This window comes from Planotetraspora silvatica (genome assembly GCF_016863315.1).
In the GTDB taxonomy this organism is placed as follows: domain Bacteria; phylum Actinomycetota; class Actinomycetes; order Streptosporangiales; family Streptosporangiaceae; genus Planotetraspora; species Planotetraspora silvatica.
Map to the genome: position 1 here is coordinate 231,588 of NZ_BOOQ01000002.1, position 22,137 is coordinate 253,724.

A 22,137-nucleotide genomic window follows, 5' to 3' on the forward strand; every position below is an offset into this window, starting at 1 on the left:
GGACCGCGGCCAGGTCAGGGCGCGAGCGAGCCGAGCAGGCGGAGCCGTCCGAGGCCGCCGTCGGGGTAGACGTCGAGCCGGGCGTGGGTGATCCTGCGGTCGCTGTCGAGACGGAAGCGATGCCGGGTGTCCGGCTGGAGCGGTGTCCGGGGAAGCAGCGGGAACCACGCCTTCTCCTCCTCCAGCGCCGCCTCCCCCGCGTCGATCCCGCTGAGCGAGGCCCAGCCGGGGGCGTTGAAGACGAGGTTCGCCGTGTCGAGTTCGGCCACGGCCACGGTGCCTGCGCCCGCGAGGGCCACGACCAGCCAGTCGTTGCCGCCGTCCCTGCGCCGGGCGGTCTCCCATCCCTCGGACTGGTTCCTGGACAGTCCCGGCGCGATGACGTTGTTGGGCGAGGAGTAGAACTCGTCGGAGCAGGCGATCACGAGACCCCCGTTCTCCAGTGCCGCGAGGTCGACGGTGAGCCCTCTCAGGAAGGTGGGGTCGGGCATGACCTCCCCGTGCACGCGCAGCCGGGCCACGCCCCCGTCGGGGAAGATGTTCAGCCGCACGTGGGTGAAACGGCGCGGGTCCGCGACCTCGAACAGGTGGGCGGTGTCGCCCTTGAGCGCGCTCGCCGGCACGATCTCCACCCAGTCGGCCCGCTCGGCGAGCTCCCCCGGTGCGGGCAGGCCGTCCACGGCGCACGCCTCGACCGACGCGTGAGGCGGGAAGTTGCCCTTGAACCAGGCGGTGTCGATCACGATCCCCCTGATCACACCGGGGAGGCCGAGCCGTACGATCGCCCAGTCGTGACCCGGCTCCCGGCGCCTCCTGGTCTCCCAGCCGTCGTAAAGCTGGCCCTTCGCTCCGAACGTGTGCGGCTGGAACGACGGCGGTCCCGGCCTGATGAGAGCCTCGCGCTCCGCGAACGACTCGTCGTTGGCGGCGACGACGGCCCCGCCGTACGTCCGAAGCGCAAGATCGGGCAAGCGGGTGAAGTCCGTCATCTCATCTCCCTGGGGTCAGGAACCGTCCGTTCGGCGTGACGTAGTCGACCGCCACACCGCGTGACCACGTGGTCCGCACGACGCCCTTCAGCGTCCTGCCGTGGTAGGGCGAGACCGGGTTGCGATGGTGCAGCGCCGCCACGTCGACCGTGAACTCGGCCGCCGGGTCGAAAGCCACCAGGTCGGCGTCCGCGCCGGCCCGCAGGCCCCCCTTGTACGGCAGGCCGGCCAGTGCCGCGGGCCCCCGGGCCATCCACCTGACGACGTCGGCCAGGCCGTACCCCCGGGAGAGGGCGGCGGTCCAGACGACGGGCAGTCCGAGCTGGAGCGAGGAGATGCCACCCCACGCCGCGGCGAAGTCGGGCACCTTGAGATCGGGCGTCGACGGCGAGTGGTCGGAGACGATCCCCATCAGCACGCCGTCCGCGAGGGCCTGCCAGAGAGCGTCCCGGTTGGCGGCCTCCCTGACGGGCGGGCAACACTTGTACGCCGGTCCGGTGACCTCCTCGGCGGTCAGGCAGAGATAGTGGGGACACGTCTCGGCGCTGATCCGCACGCCGTCCCGCTGAGCCTGGCGCAGTGGTTCGACGCAGGCGGCGGCCGAGACGTGCACGATGTGGGCGCGTGCTCCCGTCTCCGCGGCCAGCTCGATGACCTGCTCGACGGCTCTCCGCTCGGCGTCCGGGGTACGAGACCTCAAGAAGTCCGGATATGTCGGGCCGGTCGGTTCGGTCAGCGCGGCGGGATCCTCCGCGTGCGCGATGAGCAGCCCGTCGAACGACGCCAGCTCCGCGAGCGCGGCCCTGAGGCCGTCGCGATCGAGCGCGGGGAACTCGTCGACGCCTGAGGGAGACAGGAAGCACTTGACGCCGAAGACGCCGGCCTCGTGCAACGGCCGCAGGTCCGCCACGTTGCCGGGCACGGCCCCGCCCCAGAAGCCGACGTCGACGTGACACTGCCCCCGGGCCGCCTTCCGCTTGATCTCCAGCGAGGCGACGTCGACCGTGGGCGGCAGCGAGTTGAGCGGCATGTCGACGATCGTCGTCACGCCTCCGGCGGCGGCCGCCCTGGTGGCCGAGGCGAACCCCTCCCAGTGGGTCCGCCCGGGCTCGTTGACGTGGACGTGCGTGTCCACCAGACCGGGCAGCAACGCGAGGTCGCCGAGGTCGGCGGTCTCCCGCGCGGGAGGCGGCTCGTCATAGGGCAGCAGGGCCGCGATCCTGCCCGCTCGTACGGCCACCACCAGCGGGCGCTCTCCGTCGGGGGTGACGGCCCGGCGCGACCGGACGACCAGGTCGTACGGCTCGTCCATGGCCGTGGCGTCCGGGACGCTCTCGGCGGCGCTCACTCGGCGGCCGCCAGCAGCCGGCGGTGGGCCCGTGCCCCCGCCTCTGCGGCCTCGGCGTCGGAGACCGTCCGCAGCTCGCCGTCCTCGACCACCGTCCGGCCGCCCACCAGGAGCCTGGCCAGGTGCGGGGTCTGACCGTACGCGAACGCCACGACGGGATCGTCGATCGCCGCGTGGTAGCCGCCGAGCCGCCACAGGGCGATGTCGGCCAGTTTGCCGGCCTCCAGGGAGCCGATCTCCTTCTCACGTCCGAGGCACCGAGCCCCGCCGATGGTGGCCAACTCGAGTGCCTGGCGGGCGGTCAGGGCGCGCGGGCCGTACCGGGCGCGCTGCATGAGCATCGCCATCCGCACCTCGCCTGCGAGCGGGGTCATCTCGCTGGAGGCCGCGCCGTCGACGCCGAGTCCGACGGGGGCGCCCGCGCGGAGCAGGTCGGAGATGCGGGCGATGCCCGCGCCGAGGCGTCCGTTGGACGAGGGACAGTGGGCGGTGCCCGTGCCGGTCTGGGCGAAACGGCGGATGTCGGCGTCGGTCAGATGGACGCAGTGGGCGAGCCACACGTCCGGGCCGAGCCAGTTGAGCTGCTCGAGGTACTCGACGGGGAGCATGCCGAACTGCGCCCTGCAGTGCTCGTCCTCGTCCGCGGTCTCCGCGATGTGGGTGTGCAGGCGGACGCCGTACGAGCGGGCGAGCTCCGCGGACCTGAGCATCAGCTCGCCGGTCACCGAGAACGGCGAGCAGGGCGCGACGGCGACGCGGAGCATCGAACCGAACGACGGATCATGATATTTGCGGATGGCATCCTCGGTGGCCTGGAGAACCTCGTCGGCCTCCTCGACGAGGTCGTCCGGCGGCAGCCCGCCCTGGGACTGGCCGCGGTCCATCGAGCCGCGGCACGGATGGAACCGCACCCCCACCCGCCGGGCCGCCTCGATCTCGGCGTCGAACAGGTCGCCGCGCCCCTTGGGGAAGACGTAGTGGTGGTCGGTCGACGTCGTGCAGCCCGACCTGGCCAGCCAGGCCAGCCCGGCCGTCGCCGCTCCCGAAACCACTTCGGCGTCCATCCGTCCCCACAACCGGTAGCTGGCGACCAGCCACTCGAACAGCGTCCCGTCGGGCGTGACGCCCTGCGAGGCCCACTGGTAGAGGTGGTGATGGGTGTTGACGAACCCCGGGGTCGCCAGGCAGCCGGATCCGTCGACGCGCTGCGCGCCCTCGGGTACGGCTCGCGCCGCGCCCGGGCCGACGGCCGTGATCCGGTCGTCCTCGATCACGATGTGGCCGGAGGGGATCTCCTCCCCGACGACCGGGACGATGTGGGCGTTCTCGATGACGACTCGCCGTATTGCATGATCACGCAAAGGAAACTCGCAGGTCAGAGTGGTCGGCGGCGAAGGTGCGCATGATCACGCCCGGAGAACGGGCAGGCCGGAGGGGTGTTCTCCGAACATGTGCATGATCACGCACGGGAGGCTCGCGGGCAGGGCGGCATGATCACGAAGGTGTGCATGATCACGGCTGGTGTTTGCGGACGGCGGCCAGGCGGACGGCGTCGAGGATCTTCTCGTACCCGGTGCATCGGCAGAGGTTGCCGGCCAGGGCCTCGCGGATCTCGGCGTCCGCGGGAACCCCGGGCGTGCTCTCGATCAGCGAATGCGCCTGGACGATCAGCCCGGGAGTGCAGAACCCGCACTGTACGGCTCCCGCCTCCACGAAGGACCGCTGGACCTCGTCCAGCTCCCCGCCCGAGGCCAGGCCCTCCACCGTGATCACTTCCCGGCCCTCCGCCTGGCCGGCCGCGACCAGGCAGGCGCAGACCGGGGTTCCGTCCAGGTAGACCGTGCACGAGCCGCACTCGCCCTGCTCGCAGGCGTTCTTCGCCCCCGGCAGGCCGAGCCGTTCCCTGAGGACGTAGAGGAGGCTCTCGCCCTCCCAGACGTCGTCCGCGGCCATCGACTCGCCGTTGACACTGATGTTCACCCTCATGCCGGCCCCCTCCCCGTGTAGTCGTTCCATGCCCACCCGAGCGTGCGGCGAGCCATCACGGCCAGCGAATGCAGCCGGTAGTCCGCCCGCCCGCGCACGTCGTCGATGGGCGCGGCCGCTCCGGCGACGAGCTCGCCGAACCTCCGGGCGGCACCGGGATCCAGCGGCGAACGGCCCTCCCAGTCGAGCGCGGCGGCGACGAACTCCTCCGCCTCCGGCGCGCGCCGGGGCGTGGGGGCCGCGGAGCCGATGCCCGTCCCCACGCGCCGCTCCCCGGGATGCAGGGCGACGGCGAACGAGCAGACCGCGATCACCATGGCGTTCCTTGTGCCGATCTTGGAGAAGTACTGCGGGCCGGCCGCCGCGGGGATGCGCACCGCGCGGATCAGCTCGTCCGGCCGCAGCGCGTTGCGTTTCACGCCGGTGTAGAACTCGGTGATCGGGATCATCCGCGTCCCGCGCACCGACTCCGCCTCCACGATGGCGCCGGAGGCCAGGAGCGGCGGATGCGCGTCCCCCGCCGGCGAGGCGGCGCCGAGGTTGCCGGCGACGGTGCCCCTGTTGCGGATCTGCGGCGACCCGACGGTCCGCGACGCCTGCGCGAGACCGGGCAGGAGCGGCCCCAGTTCGGCGATCAGCCGGGTGTAGGTCACCCCGGCTCCCACGCGGATCTCCGTCCCCTCCGTCGACCACCGGGTCAGCTCGGCCACGGGATTCAGGTCGAGCAGGGCGGCCGGCCGCCCCTTGTCGAGGTTGATCTCCACCATGACGTCGGTGCCGCCCTGGATCGGCGTCGCCTCCGGCCGTTCGGCCTTGTACGCCAGAGCTTGTTCCCAGGTGACAGGGCGCAGGAAGTCCATGGCGCTAGTCCCAGGCCGGTCCGGCGCCGGGAGCGTCCTCGCGCAGGACGGCGCCCTCGATGAGCCCGTACGGCCGATCGGCCGCGAAGTACACCTCTCCGTCGTTCTCCAGGTCGAACGGCGACAGGTCCACGAGGAAGTGGTGCTTGTTGGGCAGTGAGAGCCGTACCTCGCAGATCTCGGGGCAGTCCTTCAGCACGCGGGACCCCATGGCGTAGAGGGTCTGCTGCAGGGAGAGGCTGTAGGTGCCCGCGAAGGCCGCGAGGAGCGCCTGCCTGGCGTTCTCGTACGACTTGTCGTAGGCGCCGCCGTCCGGAGCGGCGTGCCGCCAGGTGGCGTCCACGGCCGTGGCGAGGATGCGGTCGCGGGTCTCCGGCAACGTCGTGTACTCGTCCTTGATGTAACCCCAGAACTCCGAATTCGTGGTGTTGAGGACGACCAGGCCGGTCAGCCCCGAGACGACCCAGGCCTGCGAGCCGTCGTAGTGGGCCACGCAGGTGCGGGTCTCCCCGCCCGATCGCACGAAGGAGTGCCCGGAGGCGCCGTTGCGCTCCCAGGAGTACTCCTCGATCGCGACCCGCGCGTGGTGGACGGTCGGCTGGGAGTCCACGAAGTGGCGGGCCAGGAGCAGGGCGAAGTCCTCGATCGCGCCCACGCCGTGCTTCTTGGCGAACGCGTGGACCGTGTTCTTCTGCGTGTCGGTGGCCAGCACGGCCGAGTTGTCCCCGCTGAGATGCACCTCGGCCATGTCGCCGGACAGCGAGGTGCTGACGTTGAGGTCCTTGATGTGGTGGGCGTCGCCGTGCCTGGTGACCCGCACCACCCTCGTCTCGGCCTTGCCGTACCTGTTGGGACCCAAGATGATCAAGCTAGCTCCCCCGATAGGTCGAGTAGGCGAACGGGCTGAGCAGCAGCGGCACGTGATGGTGCTCGCCGGCGTCGCGGATGGTGAACACGATGCTGACCTCGGGGAAGAAGGCGTCCTGCCCCAGGTAGGCGGCCGTGTCGAACACGAGCCGGTAGGTCCCGGGGCGCGGGTCGCCGTCCGCGATCCACTCGCGGCCCAGGGGCGACCAGTCGCGGATGCGGCCGTCGCCGTCCGTCCGTCCCTCCGCCACCGGGACGAACCCGTGCGCCGCGCGGCGCGAGAGCCGTACGAACAGGTCGGGGGCGGGCCGTCCGGTGACGGTGTCGAGCACATGGGTGGACAGGCTCATCGGCCCTCCCACAGCTTCGCCAGCCTCAACTTCACGATCGCGGTCAGCTCCTCGCGGACGATCTTCCGTTCGGACTCCTCGTCGCCCGCGAGCCGTTCGCGCAGGAACACGAGCATCTCCTCGGCGCTGCGGCCGGTCGCGCAGACCAGGTAGACGTGCCCGAACCGCTCCTCGTAGGCGGCGTTGCCGTCCCGGATCGCGTCGAGCACCGCCTGGCCGGCCGTCGCGGTCCCCGACTGCTCGCTCCGCGACCACGCGGCCTCTTTGCCGTCTCCGGCCCGCCGCTCGCCGATCCGGGGATGCGCCGACAGCGCCTCCGCCACGTCGGCCCAGCTCAGGCCTGCGATCGCGGCCTCCCCCGCGTCGATCAGCCCGGCGAGGTCCCGATACGGCCCCCGCCGCGCGACCGCCGACACCCAGGCCGTGGACGCGCAGCAGGAACGCAGGTCCTCCTGGCTGAGTTCACGCATGCAGGCAAGTAGACAACCCGGGGGCCACCAGGTCCAGCAGCGGGAACTCCCAACTGCCCGGCTCTGCCGCGGCGCCGGTTTGTACGTTGGCACAAAGGGAGCGGCCACAAAGGAGCCGACATTACCCTGGAGGCATCATGACTCCAACGAATCTCATCGGCGGGCACGTGTTCGTCACGGGGGGCCTGGCGACCGGAGGGCTGAAATACGCCGCCGAGATCGGCGCCGAGATGGTCCAGGTCTTCGTGACCAACCCGCGCGGCTGGGCGCTCAGCGAGGGCAACCCGGCCGAGGACGCCAAGCTGCGCGAATCGGGCGTTTCATCGTTCGTCCACGCCACATACCTGGTGAACTTCGGCTCACCGACCCCCGCGACGCTGGAGAACTCGGTCGCGGTGATCCGCCACACGCTGCGCCGCGCGGCGCAGGTCGGCGCGGCAGGCGTGGTCATGCACACCGGGTCGCCCGTCGGCCAGCCACGTGAGGCCGCGATGCGCCAGGTCCGCGAGCACCTGCTGCCGCTGCTGGACGAGATCGACGACGACGGACCCGAGTTGCTGCTCGAAACGATGGCCTCGAAAGCCCAGATGCTCTGCGCCACCGTTCAGGACCTCGGCCCCTACCTGGAGGCGCTCGACGGCCATCCCAAGGTGGGCGTCTGCCTGGACACCTGCCACGTGTTCTCCGCGGGCCACGATCTGGCGGCCCCCGACGGCGTACGGCTCACGCTCGACGCGCTGCACGAGGCCGCGCCGGGCAGGCTCAGGCTGATCCACGCCAACGACTCCAAGGACGCCTGCGGCTCCAACAGGGACAGGCACGAGAACATCGGGGCCGGGCACATCGGCGCCCAGGCGTTCGCCGATCTCATGCGCCATCCGGTCGCCGCCGGGATCCCGATCTGCATCGAGACCCCGGGCAAGGGCGACAAGCACCGGGAGGACATCGAACTCCTCAAGAAGCTCCGGAGCGCCTGACCCGGCCCGTCAGCTCCCGGAGCGCCAGGACCGGCCCGCGGAGCACCGGCCTGTGGGTTCCCGGAGCGCCTGGACCGGCCCGCGGAGCACTGGCCTGCGGCTTAGAGGCCTGATCTGGCCTGCGGGTCCCGGAGCGCCTGATGTGGCCCGCGCTGGGGGACGGCGCCCCCAGACGCCGTCCCGCCGCCCTTCTCCTCGCGATGTCCCCCCGGACCACCGCCTGCGTGATGACGGCGCCCCCCGACGGCCGCCTTCACTGGATGGCGTCCCCCCGGACCGCCACCCTCCGGTGACGGCGCCCCTGAACCGTCACCTCTGATCACGGCGCCCCCGAACGCCGTACCCCGCGGCGATCCGGCGCCCCCGTATGGCCGGACCGCTCCTGCGGACGCCCCCCGTCACGCGGAGCCGGGCCCTCCCCCCCGGTAGGGCCCGCCCGGTAGCCCCAAGGTGACAACCTGCTCACTTCGATGACTACCCCGCGTGTCTTGCGACGGGCCAAAGACTACGAGCCGTAATCACACAGCCGGATGGGCCTTCGGACGAGCGGTCTCTAGTTCGCGCCATGCGGTGAACGGAATCGCGATGAGCGGGGTTCCTGAGGCGATGAACGGTCGCTCCTGATGCGCAACGGCCTCCCGACGCCTCCTGTGCCGCCGTCGTACGGCTCAGCGGACGCCGGCGGCGGGCGCCCGGCCCCGTTCCTGAAGGCGTCGTACCGCTCAGCGGACGTCGGCGGTGGGCACCGGCCCGCTCCTGAACTGACGGACCAACTGCTCGCGCACCTGCCGGGTGTGCCGCCTGCTGACCGGGAGCACCTTGGTGCCGACCTGGAGGACCACGCGACCGGCGTCGAAACGCAACTCGCTGACGTGCCGGGCGTTGACCAGTGTGCTGCGGTGGGCCCGGATGAAGCCGGAACCGCCCCAGCGACGCTCGAGCGCCGCCAGCGACATGCGGACCAGGTAGGTCGAGTCCGCCGTGTGCAGCCGCACATAGTCACCGTGCGCCTCGGCATGGGACACGTCCTGCTGCGCCAGGAACTTCGTCCGGCCGCCCAGCTCGACGGGGATGACGTCGACGGCCTCCTCTCCCGTGGCGGGCGCCACAGCGGCCCACAGCCGCCGTACGGCCTCCGCCAGCCGCTCGGGGCGTACCGGCTTCAGCAGGTAGTCGACGGCCTCGAGCTCGAACGCCTGGACCGCGCAGTCATGCGCGCTGACGAAGATGAGACGGGGCGGAGAGGGGAAGCCGCCGATCAGCCGGGCGAGGTCCAGGCCGTCGAGGCCCGGCATCCGCACGTCGAGGAACACTCCGTCGAGGCGTTCCCCTGCGGCGATCATCTGGACCATGTCCTGGAGCGCGGCGCCACCGTCGGACGCCGTGGTGACGTGCTCGACCCGGGCATCCTGTCTCAGGAGATAGGCGAGCTCGGACAGGGCGGGGACCTCGTCGTCGACAGCGAGAACGCGCAGCATGGCCACACCGTGCCCCGTGGCCCGCCTCCCGCGCAAGCCATCTGTCGACAATCCGTGATATCGCGACTACAGCACGTCGTGGGCGGAGTGGCATTTGGGGACTCTTAGCCGGATTCGCGTCCCCTCACCGGGCGCCGAGTCCACCACGAGGCCATAGTCATGGCCGTAGATGTGCCGCATCCGCAGGTCGACGTTGCTCAGCCCGATCCCCGCCGTGGCGTCCTCGCCGAGGATCGCCCTGACGTGCTCGGGGTCCATCCCGATCCCGTCGTCCTCGACCAGGATGTGCGCCTCAGGGCCGGCGTCCTTGATCACCACGCGGACCTCTCCGGGCATGCCGTGCTTGATGGCGTTCTCCACCAGGGGCTGCAGGCACAGGAAGGGCACAGGGACCCCCAACACCTCCGGCGCGACCTGGACGGTGAAACGCAGGCGGTCGCCGAACCTCGCGCGCTCCAGCAGGAGGTAGCGGTCCACGCAGCTCAGCTCGTCGGCCAGCGTGGTGAAGTCGCGGACCCTGCGCAGGGCGTAGCGGGTGAAGTCGGCGAAGTCGAGCAGCAGCTCACGGGCCCGTTCCGGATCGGTGCGGACGAAGGAGGCGATCGTCGTCAGCGAGTTGTAGACGAAGTGGGGCGAGATCTGCGCCCGCAACGCCCGCATCTCGGCCTCCAGCATGCGCCTGCGCGAGGTGTCCAGCTCGGCCAGCTCCAACTGCCCGGAGACCCAGCGGCCCACCTCCGTCGCCGTACGCACCAGGACGGCGCTGACCTCGGCGTCGTAGACCGCCAGCGTGCCGATCATCCGTCCCTCGACCGTCAGCGGCACGAGCACGGCGCTCGGTTCCCCCGCGACCACGTGCGGGCGGCCGCCCATCATGACGACCCGGACCTCCGTGAGCACCTGGTCGTCGTCGGGGACGCCGTCCCCGTCGCGGGCGAGCACCCGTTCCGCCGACGTGATGGCCAGCGCCGAGGTCCCCAGCAACGTGCGCAGATGCCGTACGGACTTGCGGGCGGAGGTGCCGTTCAGGCCCGCGCGGAGTGAGGGCGCCGCCAGACCGGCGATGTGGAGGGCCAGATAGGTCGGCTCCCCCACGAGCCCGCCGCGGCAGGGCCTCCCGCGGGCGAGGGCGAACCCGAGCGCTCCGGTGACGGCGCAGAGCCCCAGCCAGGCGAGAACAGACACGCGGGTCACCGTAACGGCTCGCGCGCCTCAGAGAGGGCCGTCGCCCGGCTCCTCCTGATATGAGTAGCGCTGCTCCGTCCAGGGGTCGCCGACGTTGTGATAGCCGCGTTCCTCCCAGAAACCGCGCCTGTCATCCGTCAGGTACTCGATCCCGCGCGCCCATTTCACGCTTTTCCACGCATAGAGGTGGGGCACGATCGCCCGAAGGGGATAGCCCCGCTCCGGCGACAACTGCTTGTCCTCGAGTTCGGTGGCGAACAGCGTCGACTCCCGCGCGAAGTCGTCCATGCGGACGTTGGCGCTGTAGCCGTACTCGGCCCAGATCATCACGTGACGCACGCCCGCCGCGGGAGGGACCCGCTCGAGGAGTTCGGGGGCGGAGACGCCGGCCCACTCGTAACCCATGATCGAGAACTTGGTCACGCAATGGAAGTCGGCGATCACCGACGTCTTGGGCAGCCCGGCGAACTGGTCCCAGGTGAACTCGTGGACCTGACCGCTCGCCGTCGCCCCGAACACCTGGAAACGCCAGGTCTGCGGCCGGAACGTCGGCACTCGGCCGTAGTGGATGACGGGACGTCCTCGTGCGATGTGCTGCCCCGGGGGCAGACGGTTCTCCTCCTCAGACATCTCCGGCACGCCCCAATACTGTCACTCGGGGGTAGATCACTCGCCATGGCCCCATGGCCTGGGGGCGCGGACTTCCGCCTATGGGATATATTGCGGGACATGCGTAGCTTCTCGTTTTGGTATGGCGACGGACCCGTGAGGACCGTTCGCCTCCACGTGCTGCGCTGACAGCCAAGGCGAACGAAGGCCCCGGGTCCGAAAGGATCCGGGGCCTTCTGCGTTTTACCGGGTTCCACCGTCTCTCAGCGAGATCAACCGAGCTTTCCGCTTTCCAGCGATTTTCCGCCGTACGAAGTCAGAAGGAGCGTCACATGGTCATCGTCATGGCCCCCGGAGCCACCCAGGACGACATCGAGTCGGTCGTCCTGCTCGTCGCCTCCGCCGGAGGCGAGGCCTTCGTCAGCCGGGGAGTGAGCCGCACGATCATCGGGCTGATCGGCGACGTGGAGCAGTTCGCGGCACTGAACCTCCGGGGACTGCCGGGCGTGGCGGACGTGGTGCGCGTCTCCACGCCGTACAAGCTGGTCAGCAGGGACAACCATCCCGAACGGTCCACTGTCACCGTCCGCGGGGTCCCGATCGGCCCGGACACCGTCACGCTCATCGCCGGCCCGTGCGCGGTCGAGACTCCCATGCAGACCCTCGAGGCCGCCGAGATGGCCAAGACCGCGGGCGCGACCCTGCTGCGCGGCGGCGCGTTCAAGCCGCGGACCTCTCCGTACGCCTTCCAGGGACTCGGGGAGAAGGGCCTGCGCATCCTGGCGGACGTCCGGGAGCAGACGGGCCTGCCGATCGTCACCGAGGTGGTCGACGCCCACGACGTGGCCCTGGTCGCCTCCTACGCGGACATGCTGCAGGTGGGAACCCGCAACGCCCAGAACTTCGCGCTGCTCCAGGCCGTCGGCGCCGCGGGCAAGCCGGTCATGCTCAAGCGGGGCATGACCGCCACGATCGAGGAATGGCTGATGGCGGCCGAGTACATCGCGCAGCGGGGGAACCTCGACATCGTGCTGTGCGAGCGGGGCATCAGGACGTACGAGACGGCGACCCGCAACACGCTCGACATCTCGGCGGTGCCCGTGGTGCAGCGGATGTCCCACCTGCCGGTCATCGTGGACCCGTCCCACTCCGGCGGCCGCAGGGACCTCGTGCTGCCACTGACACGGTCGGCCATCGCGGTCGGGGCCGACGGCGTGATCATCGATGTGCACCCGCACCCCGAAGAGGCTCTGTGCGACGGCCCGCAGGCTCTGGTCGACGGTGACCTGGACGAGCTGGCCATGATCATGCAGGAGTTCCCCAAGCTCATGTCCCGCACCCTGGCCACCACCCCCCCTGGGGCGTGATCATGCACAGGTTCGGCGAACCCCCAGCCGACCTGCGCACACTCTCGCCGTGATCATGCACAGGTTCGGCGGGAGCGTGGCTGACCTGCGGCCACTCCGGCCGTGATCATGCACGGATTCGGTGAGACCCTGGCCGACCAGCACATATACGCCGCGTGATCATGCGCAGATTCGCGGTTGACCCATTCGACCTACGCCGATGCCTTTCGTGATCATGCACGGCCGGGTTCGTACGGCATGCGCGTCACAGCGCATGCCGTACAGACCCCGCGACACCACCGGGACGGCGAGCACGAGTCTCGCGGGGCACCCGGACCGGGAGGACCCCGGGGCGAGTACGCGCGCATGATCACGCACGGAGTTCCTGCAGGTCAGGTACGCCATCGGGGAACCTGCGCATGATCACGCGGCGTATATGTGCTGGTCAACCAGGCTTCCGCCGAATCCGTGCATGATCACGGCGAGAAGACGTGCTGGTCGGGCGGCCTTTCTTCGAACCTGTGCATGATCACGAAAATGATTCGGGCAGGTCAGATGGGCCGACCACGAACTTGTGCATGATCACGCCCGAAGGGGTCAGGTGTCGGCGTCCAGGCGGTAGGGGCGGATGGAGTCGGCCAGCTGGGATGCCAGGTCTTCCGCGTCCAGGCGCTTCTCGATCAGCTTCAGGTCCTCGATCTTCGCCCGGGTCTCGGCCGAACGCGGAGCCAGCAGCGTGCAGCAGTCCTCGTCGGGGAGCTCGGAGATCTCCAGGGTGCCGATCCGGCGGGCCTCCGCGATGATCTCGGTCTTGTCCAGCCCGATCAGCGGCCGGAGGATCGGCAGGTCGACGGCGTTGTCCTGCGCGGTGATGTTCGTCAGCGTCTGGGAGGAGACCTGGCCGAGTGAGTCACCCGTGACGAGAGCCTCGGCGTGGATGCGGTGGGCCACCTCCTCGGCCGTCTTCAGCATGAGCCGCCGCTGCGCGATCATGGCGAGCCGGTCCTGGCCCGACGCCCTGATCGACTGCTGGGCCTTGCCGAACGGCACGACCCACAGGCGGGACTTGCCCTGGAACTTGTCGAGGTTGCGGACCAGCGCGTACGCCTTGTAGATCGACTCAGACGTCGTGAACGGAATGCCGGAGAAGTGCAGGAAGTCCACCCGGAGCCCGCGGCGCATCATGCGGTACGCGGCGACCGGGGAGTCGATGCCGCCCGACATGAGCACCAGGCCGCGACCGCTGGAGCCGACCGGAAGGCCGCCCTGGCCGGGGATGCCGCCGGTGAACAGGAACACCTCGTCCCTGTCGACCTCGATGTGCACGGTCAGCTCGGGGTGCTTCAGGCTCACCGGCAGGCCGTAGGTGTCGTTGATCGCGCCGCCGACGAGCCGGTCCAGCTCGTTGGAGCGCAGCGGGAACCGCTTGTCCCGCCGCCGCGACCTGACGGCGAAAGGCGCCTTGCGGGCCACCTCGTCGGTGTCCCGGACGAGCTCGATGGCCGCCTTCGTGACGACCTCGGGGTCCTTGGGGACACGCCACGCGAGGTGGATGAGGACCAGGCCGGGCACCTCCGACACCCGCTGCGCCACCGCCGCCGCGACCTCGTAGGCGGTCCCCTCAGGCAGGAACAGCGCGATGACGCCGTGCCGCTGACGGATGTCCACCGAGTAGTCCTTGAGGGCGGCCTTGATGTTCGCCCGCAGCCGCATCTCGAACAGCTCGCGGTTCCTGCCCTTGAGGACGACCTCGCCTAACTTGAGCAGGACGCAGGGCTCTCCGAGTGTGGTCATCGACATAGGTGGGAACCTCCGGACGGACATTTCATGCCACGGGCGACAACGCGCCGGCCCAGCGAGAACTTCCCCACTGTAGTGCCGTGCGGCGGGGTCTCGTCCGCCCCCGCAGGTGTCAGTCCCGTTCCGTCAGGCCCTTCTCGATGGCGTAGCGGACCAGCTCGACCCGGTTGTGGAGCTGGAGCTTGCTGAGCGTGTTCTGCACGTGGTTCTGGACTGTACGGTGGGACAACACGAGCCTGGCCGCGATCTGCCGGTAGGACAGCCCCTTGGCCACCAGGCGCAGAACCTCGGTCTCCCGTTCGGTCAGCACGGGCCCCGCCGGTGCCGCGGGTTGCGCGGCGAGCCGCCGGTACTCCCCCAGCACCAGCCCTGCCAGCCCTGGCGTGAAGACGGCGTCGCCCTCCGCGGTCCGCCGGACCGCGTCCAGGAAGTCCTCCTTGCTCGCTGATTTCACGATATATCCGGACGCGCCTGCCTTGACGGCTTCGAGGACGTCCTCCGGCTCGGCACTCGCTGACAGCACCAGAACACGCGGCGGATCAGCCGATGCGCCGAGCCCTCTGGCGACCTCCACTCCGGGCAGATCCGGCAATTGGAGGTCCAGCACCACCACATCGGGCCGTACGGCCGCCGCTATGCGGAGCGCCTGCCTGCCCTCCCCCGTGGTGGCCACCACCTCGCAGCCGGCCTCGTCCAGATCGCGCGCGACGGCGTCCCGCCACATCGGGTGATCGTCCACCACCATGACCCGCATGACCGGCCGCCCTTCCCCTGGATCCCGGACATTCATACACGCCTCCGGCGACCGGCACCCGCAGGCGTCGCGGGGACCGACAACTCGACCTCGGTACCCGTCCGAGAGGACGTGATCACCACCGTCCCGCCGAGGTCCGCGATGCGGCCGCGGATGGACCGGGCGACCCCCATCCGGCCGTCGGCGGCCGCCTGCTCCAGACGGCCGTCCGGGATGCCGGGGCCCTCGTCCCGTACGGACACCGTCACCGCCTCCCCGTCCTGCTCCGCGAACACCCACGCGCGTGTGCCCTCCGCACAGTGGCGCGACACGTTGTCGAGCGCCGCGCCGACGGCCGCGCCCACCTCTCGCGCCGTCCCCGCCGGCAGGAACAGCGGGGTCGCGGGCGCCGACACCGTCACCCGCGCGTCGCCGTACGGCCGGAGGAGGTCTCGAATATCCACCCGATCAGCCGGCCCGCCCTCCCCTGAGCCATCGGGACCGCCCCTGAAGAGCCCCCGTCGAGCAGGCGCCGGCCGGTCCTGAACGGCGAAACCGCCAGAGGCCACAGAACCGCCGGAGACCACAGGACCGCTGGAGACCACAGAACCGCCGGAGGCCGCGGGGGCCTGGACGAGAGCCCGCAGGGCGGACTCCTGCTCTCCGGCCAGCCTGCCGAGCTCCGCCGCCTCGCCGCCGATCTCGGCGCCCTTCCTCTGCACGAGCGCCAGCACCTGGAGCACGGAGTCGTGAATGCCACGGGCCAGCCGTTCGCGTTCCCGGCCGGCCGCCTCGAGCTGAGCGGCCCGCCGCATGAGCTCCCCGGCCTCCCTCGCGAGCTGGGCGACGTGGCCGACGACGACTCCGGCGAGGAAGAGCAGCACCGCGCCGTTCACCGGCAGAGAGGCGAGGTCCACGCCGTGCGCGCCGCGCAACCACAGGTCGGCGGCGGACATGATCGCGGCGGCGACGGCAGCCGCCCGCCGCCCGCGGGAGACGCCCCAGGCCAGGACGGGACCGGCGACCCACGTCGCGGTGATCGGCATCGCCCCGGCGATGACGGCGGGCTCGTCCTGCACGAACGGTGTCGTGAGCAGGCACGCGACGGTCACGGCCAGATCGGCGAGTAGCAGCGGCCACGCCCGGGCGGAGGGATAGGCCGCGGCCGTGACGGCGGTCCAGGCGGCCATCACCGCGATGACGAACCATCCGGCCACGGGATGCTCGTAACCGCCGGCCCGCAGCAGCAGGACGGCCGCGTACACGACCGAGGCGATCCTGAAGACCGCGATCGCCCGCCAGAACGGCCCCTCGATCCCCATGCCCCTCCCCCACCGCCGGCGAATCACGATATGCCCCGAGCGCGCGCGGCCGTCGGCCCCACGATGGCGTCAGCCGTACCAGAAGGCAAAGGGCCGGCGCGGGGCGATTCGGCCCACATGTCCCATGTCCAGTGGCGCACAGGTCGACGGCCATTCCGTACGGCACGGCGGCCGGCGCCGATTCCGTTTCTCCCGCCTGAGCGATTTTCCTCCCGCCGAGCCACGTGGCGGACATACCTCGCAAGTGCGGCAGAAGACGTATTCATTTCGCCTACACGACGAATGGCGGTCGATGAGGCCGGAAGAGAGAAGGACAATGCCCCCAATGTCGGAACGGGGATTTCCGGCCTCACCCTGGCGCCGCCCGGCCGTACACGAGGAAACGGGCCCGTCTGGACATGACGTCCGGGCGGGCCCGTCAGGAAGGAACGGGTCGATCAGCCGAAGAAGACCTCGGCCTCCTCGTAGCGGGAGGCGGGCACGGTCTTCAGCTCGGAGGTCGCCTCATCGAGGCTCACCCGGACGATGTCGGTGGCCTTGAGGCCGATCATCTTGCCGAAGTCGCCTTCGTGGACGGCGTCGATCGCGCCGAGGCCGAAGCGGGTGGCCAGCACGCGGTCGTACGCCGTCGGGGTGCCGCCGCGCTGGATGTGACCGAGGACGGTCGTGCGGGCCTCCTTGCCCGTGCGCTTCTCGATCTCCTGGGCGAGCAGCTCGCCGATCCCGCCGAGCCGTACGTGGCCGAAGGCGTCGAGTTCGCCGGCCTGCAGGGCCATCTGGCCCTCGATCGGGTGGGCGCCCTCGGCGACGACGATGATCGGCGCGTAGCGGGTCTTGAAGCGCGACTCGACGTAGGAGCAGACCTTGTCGATGTCGAACGGCTTCTCCGGGATCAGGATGACGTTGGCCCCGGCGGCCATGCCGGCGTGCAGCGCGATCCAGCCCGCGTGGCGGCCCATGACCTCGCAGATGAGCGCGCGGTGGTGGGACTCCGCCGTGGTGTGAAGCCGGTCGATGGCCTCCATCGCGATGTTCACCGCGGTGTCGAAGCCGAACGTGTAGTCGGTCGCGTTGAGGTCGTTGTCGATCGTCTTGGGCACGCCGACGACCTTCACGCCTCGGTCGTAGAGCTGCTTGGCCACGCCGAGGGTGTCCTCGCCGCCGATGGCGATCAACGCGTCGACGCCGTGCGTGACCAGGTTCTCCTTGATCCGCTCGACGCCACCCTCGATCTTGATGGGGTTGGTCCGGGAGGAGCCGAGAATGGTGCCGCCGCGCGGGAGGATGCCCCGGACGGCCTGGATGTCCAACGGCATGGTCTCGCCCTCGAGCGGGCCACGCCAGCCGTCGCGGAAGCCGACGAACTCGTGCCCGTAAACGCCCACGCCCTTGCGGACGACGGCGCGGATCACGGCGTTGAGCCCGGGGCAGTCGCCGCCTCCGGTGAGCACTCCGATACGCATGGCGGGATCCTCCACATGAGTTACGCGCATATGAGATAGGCGGCCAGACTGGTGCAAACGCCACCGCGTCGCCGGAACGCATTCTGCCCCAGCCGCCAACAATGGTCTAGACCATCAGTGAGGCTACGCGACGGAACCGGCCCCAACAACACAGGGCACGCCCAGGTGAACCACCATTCGAAACCGGCAGGTGGGCCACCGGGGGATTCCCAGTCTCCCACTCCCGCACGCACTTCACGTACGACTCGCGTTCCAATATAATTGACTGAGTCAACAAGTTAGTTGAGGTGGGCAATGGATATGGTGGCCGAGGTCAGAGCGTTCAATCGTTTCTATACAGAGGTGATCGGCGTCCTCCAGGCGGGACTCCTGGACACCCCCTACTCCCTGACGGAGGCCCGGGTGCTCTTCGAACTGGGAACCCGGGACGCCGCCGAGGCCTCCGCCCTCCGCGACCTGCTCGATCTCGATCCCGGCTACCTCAGCCGGATCCTCACGCGGTTCGAGGCCGATGGGCTGATCTTCCGTGAGCGGTCCCCCGAGGACGGCCGCCGCCAGGTCGTGCGGCTCACGGACGCCGGCGCGCAGGCGTACGGCATCCTCGACGACCGCTCGGCCGCCGAGGTGCGGACCATGCTCGCCGCACTGACCGACGAGGACCGCCGCCGGTTGGTCACGAGCATGGCGACCATCCGGGGCCTGCTGGACGCCGACGACAGGCGGGAGCCGTACGTCATCAGACCGCCGCGGCCGGGAGACCTCGGCTGGGTGGTGCACCGGCACGGCGTCGTCTACAGCCAGGAATACGGCTGGGGAACGGGCTTCGAGGCCCTCGTCGCCCGGATCCTCGCCGACTACGCCGACGGCCACGACCCGCGACGCGAGGCCGGGTGGATCGCTGAGGTGGACGGCGCACCCGCCGGCTGCGTGTTCTGCGTGCGGAAGGACGACGAGACGGCACAACTCCGCCTGCTGCTGGTCGAGCCGTCCGCGCGCGGAATGGGGATGGGCAGACGGCTCGTCGAGGAGTGCCTGGCGTTCGCCCGGCACGCGGGCTACCGGCGGATCATGCTCTGGACCAGGGAGAACCTGACGAGCGCCCGGCGCATCTACCAGAGCGCGGGCTTCGTCCTCGCCGAGCGGCACGACGGAGAGGAGTCCGGCGAGGCGGTCGTCGATGAGATCTGGACCCGCGACCTGTAGATGGTCCCCGCCTCCTCTCGCCGAAGGCCGGGCGACCGCACTCAGCAGTGTCCGGCCATATTCAACCGTGGTCAGGCGCGTTCAGCCGTGGTCAGCCGCGGAACGGGCCGGACACCTCGTAGGTGATCCCGCCCACGCCCTCCCCGCCCCACTGGGAGGAGAAGTACAGCCTGCTCCCGTCAGGGGAGAAGGCCAGCCCTGTGATCTGGGACCTCTCGTGGCCCTCGACGCGGAGGAAGCGCTCGGCCACGCCGCCGGGACTGATGACCGTGATCTCCATGACGCCCTCGTCCTCGGCGACGTACGCGTCCCCCCACCTCACCACCGTGTCGTGCTCCGAGTCGCACTCCATGTCGTGCTTCGTGCCGTGCTCCGGGCCGCTCGTGGTGCCGCCCGGCGCGGCGTCGCGGATCCGGCCCTCCGGCCCGTACGGCTCCGCGCACCCGTCGTAGAGGACCGTGATCCGGTCGTTGGCGGCGTCGTAGGCCCACATGCGGCTGTCGCCCCTGGTCGTGAAGTAGCAGAAACCCTCCGAATAGTGGCAGTCCTCGCCACCGTTGAAGCGTCTCGCGCCGGCGACCTGCTCACGGACGGGCTCGAACATCGCCACAGGATTCGGCACGCGCTTCCAGGTCACGGCCGCACGGTCCGGAGACCCGGCCATCACCTCGAGCGTGCCGGTCGTGAGATCGCCCCAGTCATCCGGCCGGAACCGGTAGAAGCAGCCGTCGGGCTCGTCCTCGGTGAGGTAGACGACTCCCCTGTCGGGGTCACAGGTGGCTCCCTCGTGCCTGAACTGCCCCATGGCCAGGCGTGGCATCGCGGCGCGCTGCCCGTACGGATCGCACTCGAAGAGCCGGCCGTGCGAGGTCGTCTCGCCCGACAACCAGGTCTGCCACGGCGTCGCGCCGCCCGCGCCGTTCAGGTCGGTTCCGGACAGGATCCGGTAACCGCTGCCGATCGTCCCGTCCGGTTCGAACCGTACGGCCGAAACCCCGCCGAGCAGCGGCACGGCCGAGTTGGAGACGTAGATCCACCCGTCTCCGTCAGGGAAACACCCGCCGCCGCCGGGCGCGGCATGCCACGTGACGCCGCCGACGCGGTGGCCGGACCGGCCGACGACCCTGCTGGTGAAGCCCTGGGCGAGCGCGAGACCGTTGGCGTCCGGTGCCCGGAGATCGCCGTACGGCACCGCCCGCTCGCCGGGGACCGCCTCAGGTGTCGTGCTCCCAGATCCCGGGCCTGCGGCCCGTGGCGCCCGGGGAGCCGTCGCCGTACACGCCGAGCGCCAGAGCGAACCCGACAGGACGGCCAGCGCCCTGGATCGGACGAACGTACGGCTCACCGTGATCCCTCCTCCATCTGCGCGTTTCCTCTGCGTATGCGTCTGTGATCTGCGGGCCCGGGAAAGTCCGCAGGCCCGGGAATGGGTGCGTCGCCGGCGCCGGGCATCTGGATGTGCGCCATGCCGGAGGCTCCCGTCTCCGGATACGCGGGTCTCGCGTGCGTGTGCGTCGCCTGAGCACCCGCAGGCCGCTCCGCCGGGTCGCGCCGCCTGTGGTCAGACGGCGCGGCGCCGCCGGCGGTCCGACGTCGTGGTGCGACGTCCTGATGCGACGTTGTGCGTGCGCCCTTGTGATGTGACGTTGTGCTGTGACCTGGTGCCTGCCGCCGGGGGCGTGAAGCCGCCCGTACGGTGGCCCCGTCCTCGAGTGTCGGCGCGCGATGCGCCGGCTCTTCGTCCACTATCGCGCCTTCCAGCAGGTCAAGCGGCCTCAGCCTCGGTCCAGTGGACCGGAAGGCGGTGAACGCGGCGGGAAGCCACGTCCTTCCGGCGGCCAAACTTTGCGCTAACCGTGACTCCTCCGCTCCCTGACGGGAGCGGCTTCACGCTAAGCCGCTTGCGCAGCCTCACGAAGGGCAAGCCCTGCCCTGAGAATGTTGATCGCCGCTCACGTCGGCGTGCGCCTGATGGCCGCACGCCGTACATCGGAACTCGGCCTGGGTGGCGCGGTTCTCCTTCGCACAGTGCCCGCACTGCGAGCAGGTGCGGGAGGTGTTGGCAGGGTTCACCGCGATCAGCTCTCGACCGGCGCTTTCAGCCTTGCGCGACAGGATCGCCAAGAACACCCCCCAACTCGCATCCAGGATGCTTCGGTTGAGTCCGGACTTGGCGGCGACGTTTTCCCTGGCTGCTCGATCGTGCCGGACGCCGAGCGGGTCATGTTCGCGATCCGCAGGTCCTCATGCGCAATCACGTCGTAGCCGACCACCAAGGCGAGCGCGGCCTTGTGCGCTCCGTCCAGGCGCTGACGCCGCACCTTGGCATGCAGCGCGGCGACCCGCGCCACGGCTTTGCGGCGGCGCTTGCTTCCTCGCTTCTTGCGGGCAAGGTCCCGCTGAGCAATCGCGAGCCGGTCGGCGGACGCGGCCAGATGACGCGGATTGGCCACCCGCTCACCGCCGCTGGTGGTGACCAGCGACGCCACACCCAGGTCGATCCCGGCCACCCCGCCCGCCGCCGGCAGCGGCTCAGCCGGCACCTCATCGCAGGCGAGGATCACATACCAGCGGGACCCTTCCCGCTTGACGCTGATCGTCTTCACGCGGCCCTTGACCGGGCGATGCTGGTGCACCCGCACGTGCCCGATGCCCTGAAGGCGGACCCGGGTCACCGCATCGTCGGGGGTGGAGTTCCACCGGGCACCATCGCCGTCCTTGGGCCACTCGACGGTGTCGAACCAGCCGCGTCCCTTGAACCGCGGGTAGCCCGGCTTGTCTCGGGCTTTGACGCGGCGGAAGAACGCCGCGAACGCCCGGTCCAGGCGGCGGAGCGTGGCCTGCTGGGAGGAAAATGACCATCGCCCCTGCCCGCCGGGGTCGTCGGCGCGGATGTCCTTCAACTCGGCCGACTGGTCGCCATACCGGACCGTCACCCCCGCCTTCCGGTAGGCGGTACGCCGATGCTCCACGGCCGCGTTGTACAACTGCCGGTGGTCCTCCACACATTGCGCAAGCGCGACCGCCTGGCCGGCGGTGGGACGCAGCAGGAACTTATATGACCTGCGCACACTGCCACCCCCACACACGCGCACTCACACTCGGTATAGATGAGCTCACGCTACGGGCAACCACCGACAAAACTTGGACG

The 22,137-nt window shown here is 70.3% G+C and carries 21 protein-coding genes; 3 read left to right on the plus strand and 18 right to left on the minus strand.

What is annotated here, in order from left to right:
* Positions 1-14: 14 nt before the first annotated feature.
* From alc to uraD, 8 genes are all read right to left on the minus strand, one after another.
* Positions 15-989, minus strand: coding sequence for an allantoicase (gene alc / locus Psi02_RS01375; RefSeq protein WP_203970899.1), 975 nt, complete (start codon positions 987-989; stop codon positions 15-17).
* 1 nt (position 990) lies between these two features.
* Positions 991-2,301 carry an allantoinase AllB gene (allB, locus tag Psi02_RS01380; RefSeq protein WP_203971580.1) on the minus strand — a complete coding sequence of 437 codons (1,311 nt, stop codon included), beginning with the start codon at positions 2,299-2,301 and terminating at the stop codon, positions 991-993.
* Between the two features lie 32 nt (positions 2,302-2,333).
* Positions 2,334-3,698 (minus strand): 8-oxoguanine deaminase, encoded by a 1,365-nt coding sequence (locus Psi02_RS01385; protein ID WP_239094504.1) that lies wholly within the window; start codon positions 3,696-3,698, stop codon positions 2,334-2,336.
* A gap of 151 nt (positions 3,699-3,849) precedes the next feature.
* Positions 3,850-4,323, minus strand: coding sequence for a (2Fe-2S)-binding protein (locus Psi02_RS01390; protein WP_203970901.1), 474 nt, complete (start codon positions 4,321-4,323; stop codon positions 3,850-3,852).
* Positions 4,320-5,183 carry an FAD binding domain-containing protein gene (locus Psi02_RS01395; protein ID WP_203970903.1) on the minus strand — a complete coding sequence of 288 codons (864 nt, stop codon included), beginning with the start codon at positions 5,181-5,183 and terminating at the stop codon, positions 4,320-4,322. The genes Psi02_RS01390 and Psi02_RS01395 overlap by 4 nt, the downstream gene beginning before the upstream one ends.
* 4 nt (positions 5,184-5,187) lie before the next feature.
* Positions 5,188-6,048 (minus strand): factor-independent urate hydroxylase, encoded by an 861-nt coding sequence (pucL, locus tag Psi02_RS01400; RefSeq protein WP_239094569.1) that lies wholly within the window; start codon positions 6,046-6,048, stop codon positions 5,188-5,190.
* A gap of 4 nt (positions 6,049-6,052) precedes the next feature.
* On the minus strand, positions 6,053-6,400 hold the full coding sequence (gene uraH / locus Psi02_RS01405) for a hydroxyisourate hydrolase (RefSeq protein ID WP_203970912.1): 348 nt from the start codon (positions 6,398-6,400) through the stop codon (positions 6,053-6,055).
* A complete protein-coding gene (gene uraD / locus Psi02_RS01410) occupies positions 6,397-6,870 on the minus strand; it encodes a 2-oxo-4-hydroxy-4-carboxy-5-ureidoimidazoline decarboxylase (protein WP_203970914.1) in 474 nt (157 codons plus the stop codon). The genes uraH and uraD overlap by 4 nt, the downstream gene beginning before the upstream one ends.
* Positions 6,871-7,007: 137 nt before the next feature.
* Between uraD and Psi02_RS01415 the strand changes: the two genes are divergently transcribed.
* Positions 7,008-7,847, plus strand: coding sequence for a deoxyribonuclease IV (locus Psi02_RS01415; protein WP_203970916.1), 840 nt, complete (start codon positions 7,008-7,010; stop codon positions 7,845-7,847).
* Between the two features lie 722 nt (positions 7,848-8,569).
* Here the strand turns inward: Psi02_RS01415 and Psi02_RS01420 are convergent.
* The 3 genes from Psi02_RS01420 to Psi02_RS01430 form a co-directional block, all read right to left on the minus strand.
* Positions 8,570-9,325, minus strand: coding sequence for a LytR/AlgR family response regulator transcription factor (locus Psi02_RS01420; protein ID WP_203970918.1), 756 nt, complete (start codon positions 9,323-9,325; stop codon positions 8,570-8,572).
* 66 nt (positions 9,326-9,391) lie between these two features.
* A complete protein-coding gene (locus Psi02_RS01425) occupies positions 9,392-10,510 on the minus strand; it encodes a sensor histidine kinase (RefSeq protein WP_203970920.1) in 1,119 nt (372 codons plus the stop codon).
* A 27-nt stretch (positions 10,511-10,537) separates the two neighbouring features.
* Entirely contained in the window at positions 10,538-11,140 is a 603-nt protein-coding gene (locus Psi02_RS01430) for a sulfite oxidase-like oxidoreductase (protein WP_203971583.1), read from the minus strand.
* 311 nt (positions 11,141-11,451) lie between these two features.
* Between Psi02_RS01430 and aroF the strand changes: the two genes are divergently transcribed.
* Positions 11,452-12,486, plus strand: coding sequence for a 3-deoxy-7-phosphoheptulonate synthase (gene aroF / locus Psi02_RS01435; protein WP_203970922.1), 1,035 nt, complete (start codon positions 11,452-11,454; stop codon positions 12,484-12,486).
* Between the two features lie 576 nt (positions 12,487-13,062).
* On the opposite strand, the gene thiI is transcribed toward aroF, so the two are convergent.
* The 4 genes from thiI to Psi02_RS01455 all read right to left on the minus strand — a co-directional run bounded on the left by thiI (position 13,063) and on the right by Psi02_RS01455 (position 17,783).
* Complete coding sequence (gene thiI / locus Psi02_RS01440) at positions 13,063-14,265, minus strand: tRNA uracil 4-sulfurtransferase ThiI (RefSeq protein WP_203970931.1); 1,203 nt, start codon at positions 14,263-14,265, stop codon at positions 13,063-13,065.
* 112 nt (positions 14,266-14,377) lie between these two features.
* Positions 14,378-15,055, minus strand: a complete 678-nt coding sequence (locus Psi02_RS01445; RefSeq protein ID WP_203970933.1) for a response regulator — start codon at positions 15,053-15,055, stop codon at positions 14,378-14,380.
* Positions 15,052-16,320 carry a MacS family sensor histidine kinase gene (macS, locus tag Psi02_RS01450; protein WP_203970935.1) on the minus strand — a complete coding sequence of 423 codons (1,269 nt, stop codon included), beginning with the start codon at positions 16,318-16,320 and terminating at the stop codon, positions 15,052-15,054. Before macS ends, Psi02_RS01445 begins: the two co-directional genes overlap by 4 nt.
* Before the next feature lie 437 nt (positions 16,321-16,757).
* Complete coding sequence (locus tag Psi02_RS01455) at positions 16,758-17,783, minus strand: 6-phosphofructokinase (protein WP_203970937.1); 1,026 nt, start codon at positions 17,781-17,783, stop codon at positions 16,758-16,760.
* 294 nt (positions 17,784-18,077) lie between these two features.
* Here Psi02_RS01455 and Psi02_RS01460 point away from each other — a divergent pair, with 294 nt between their 5' ends.
* On the plus strand, positions 18,078-18,986 hold the full coding sequence (locus Psi02_RS01460) for a bifunctional helix-turn-helix transcriptional regulator/GNAT family N-acetyltransferase (protein ID WP_203970939.1): 909 nt from the start codon (positions 18,078-18,080) through the stop codon (positions 18,984-18,986).
* A gap of 91 nt (positions 18,987-19,077) precedes the next feature.
* Here Psi02_RS01460 and Psi02_RS01465 read toward each other — a convergent pair whose 3' ends face one another.
* The 3 genes from Psi02_RS01465 to Psi02_RS01470 form a co-directional block, all read right to left on the minus strand.
* Positions 19,078-20,331 carry an alkaline phosphatase PhoX gene (locus Psi02_RS01465; protein WP_239094505.1) on the minus strand — a complete coding sequence of 418 codons (1,254 nt, stop codon included), beginning with the start codon at positions 20,329-20,331 and terminating at the stop codon, positions 19,078-19,080.
* A 566-nt stretch (positions 20,332-20,897) separates the two neighbouring features.
* Positions 20,898-21,116 (minus strand): zinc ribbon domain-containing protein, encoded by a 219-nt coding sequence (locus Psi02_RS39875; RefSeq protein ID WP_239094506.1) that lies wholly within the window; start codon positions 21,114-21,116, stop codon positions 20,898-20,900.
* Positions 21,065-22,057 (minus strand): RNA-guided endonuclease InsQ/TnpB family protein, encoded by a 993-nt coding sequence (locus Psi02_RS01470; protein ID WP_239094507.1) that lies wholly within the window; start codon positions 22,055-22,057, stop codon positions 21,065-21,067. The genes Psi02_RS39875 and Psi02_RS01470 overlap by 52 nt, the downstream gene beginning before the upstream one ends.
* Positions 22,058-22,137 lie beyond the last annotated feature (80 nt).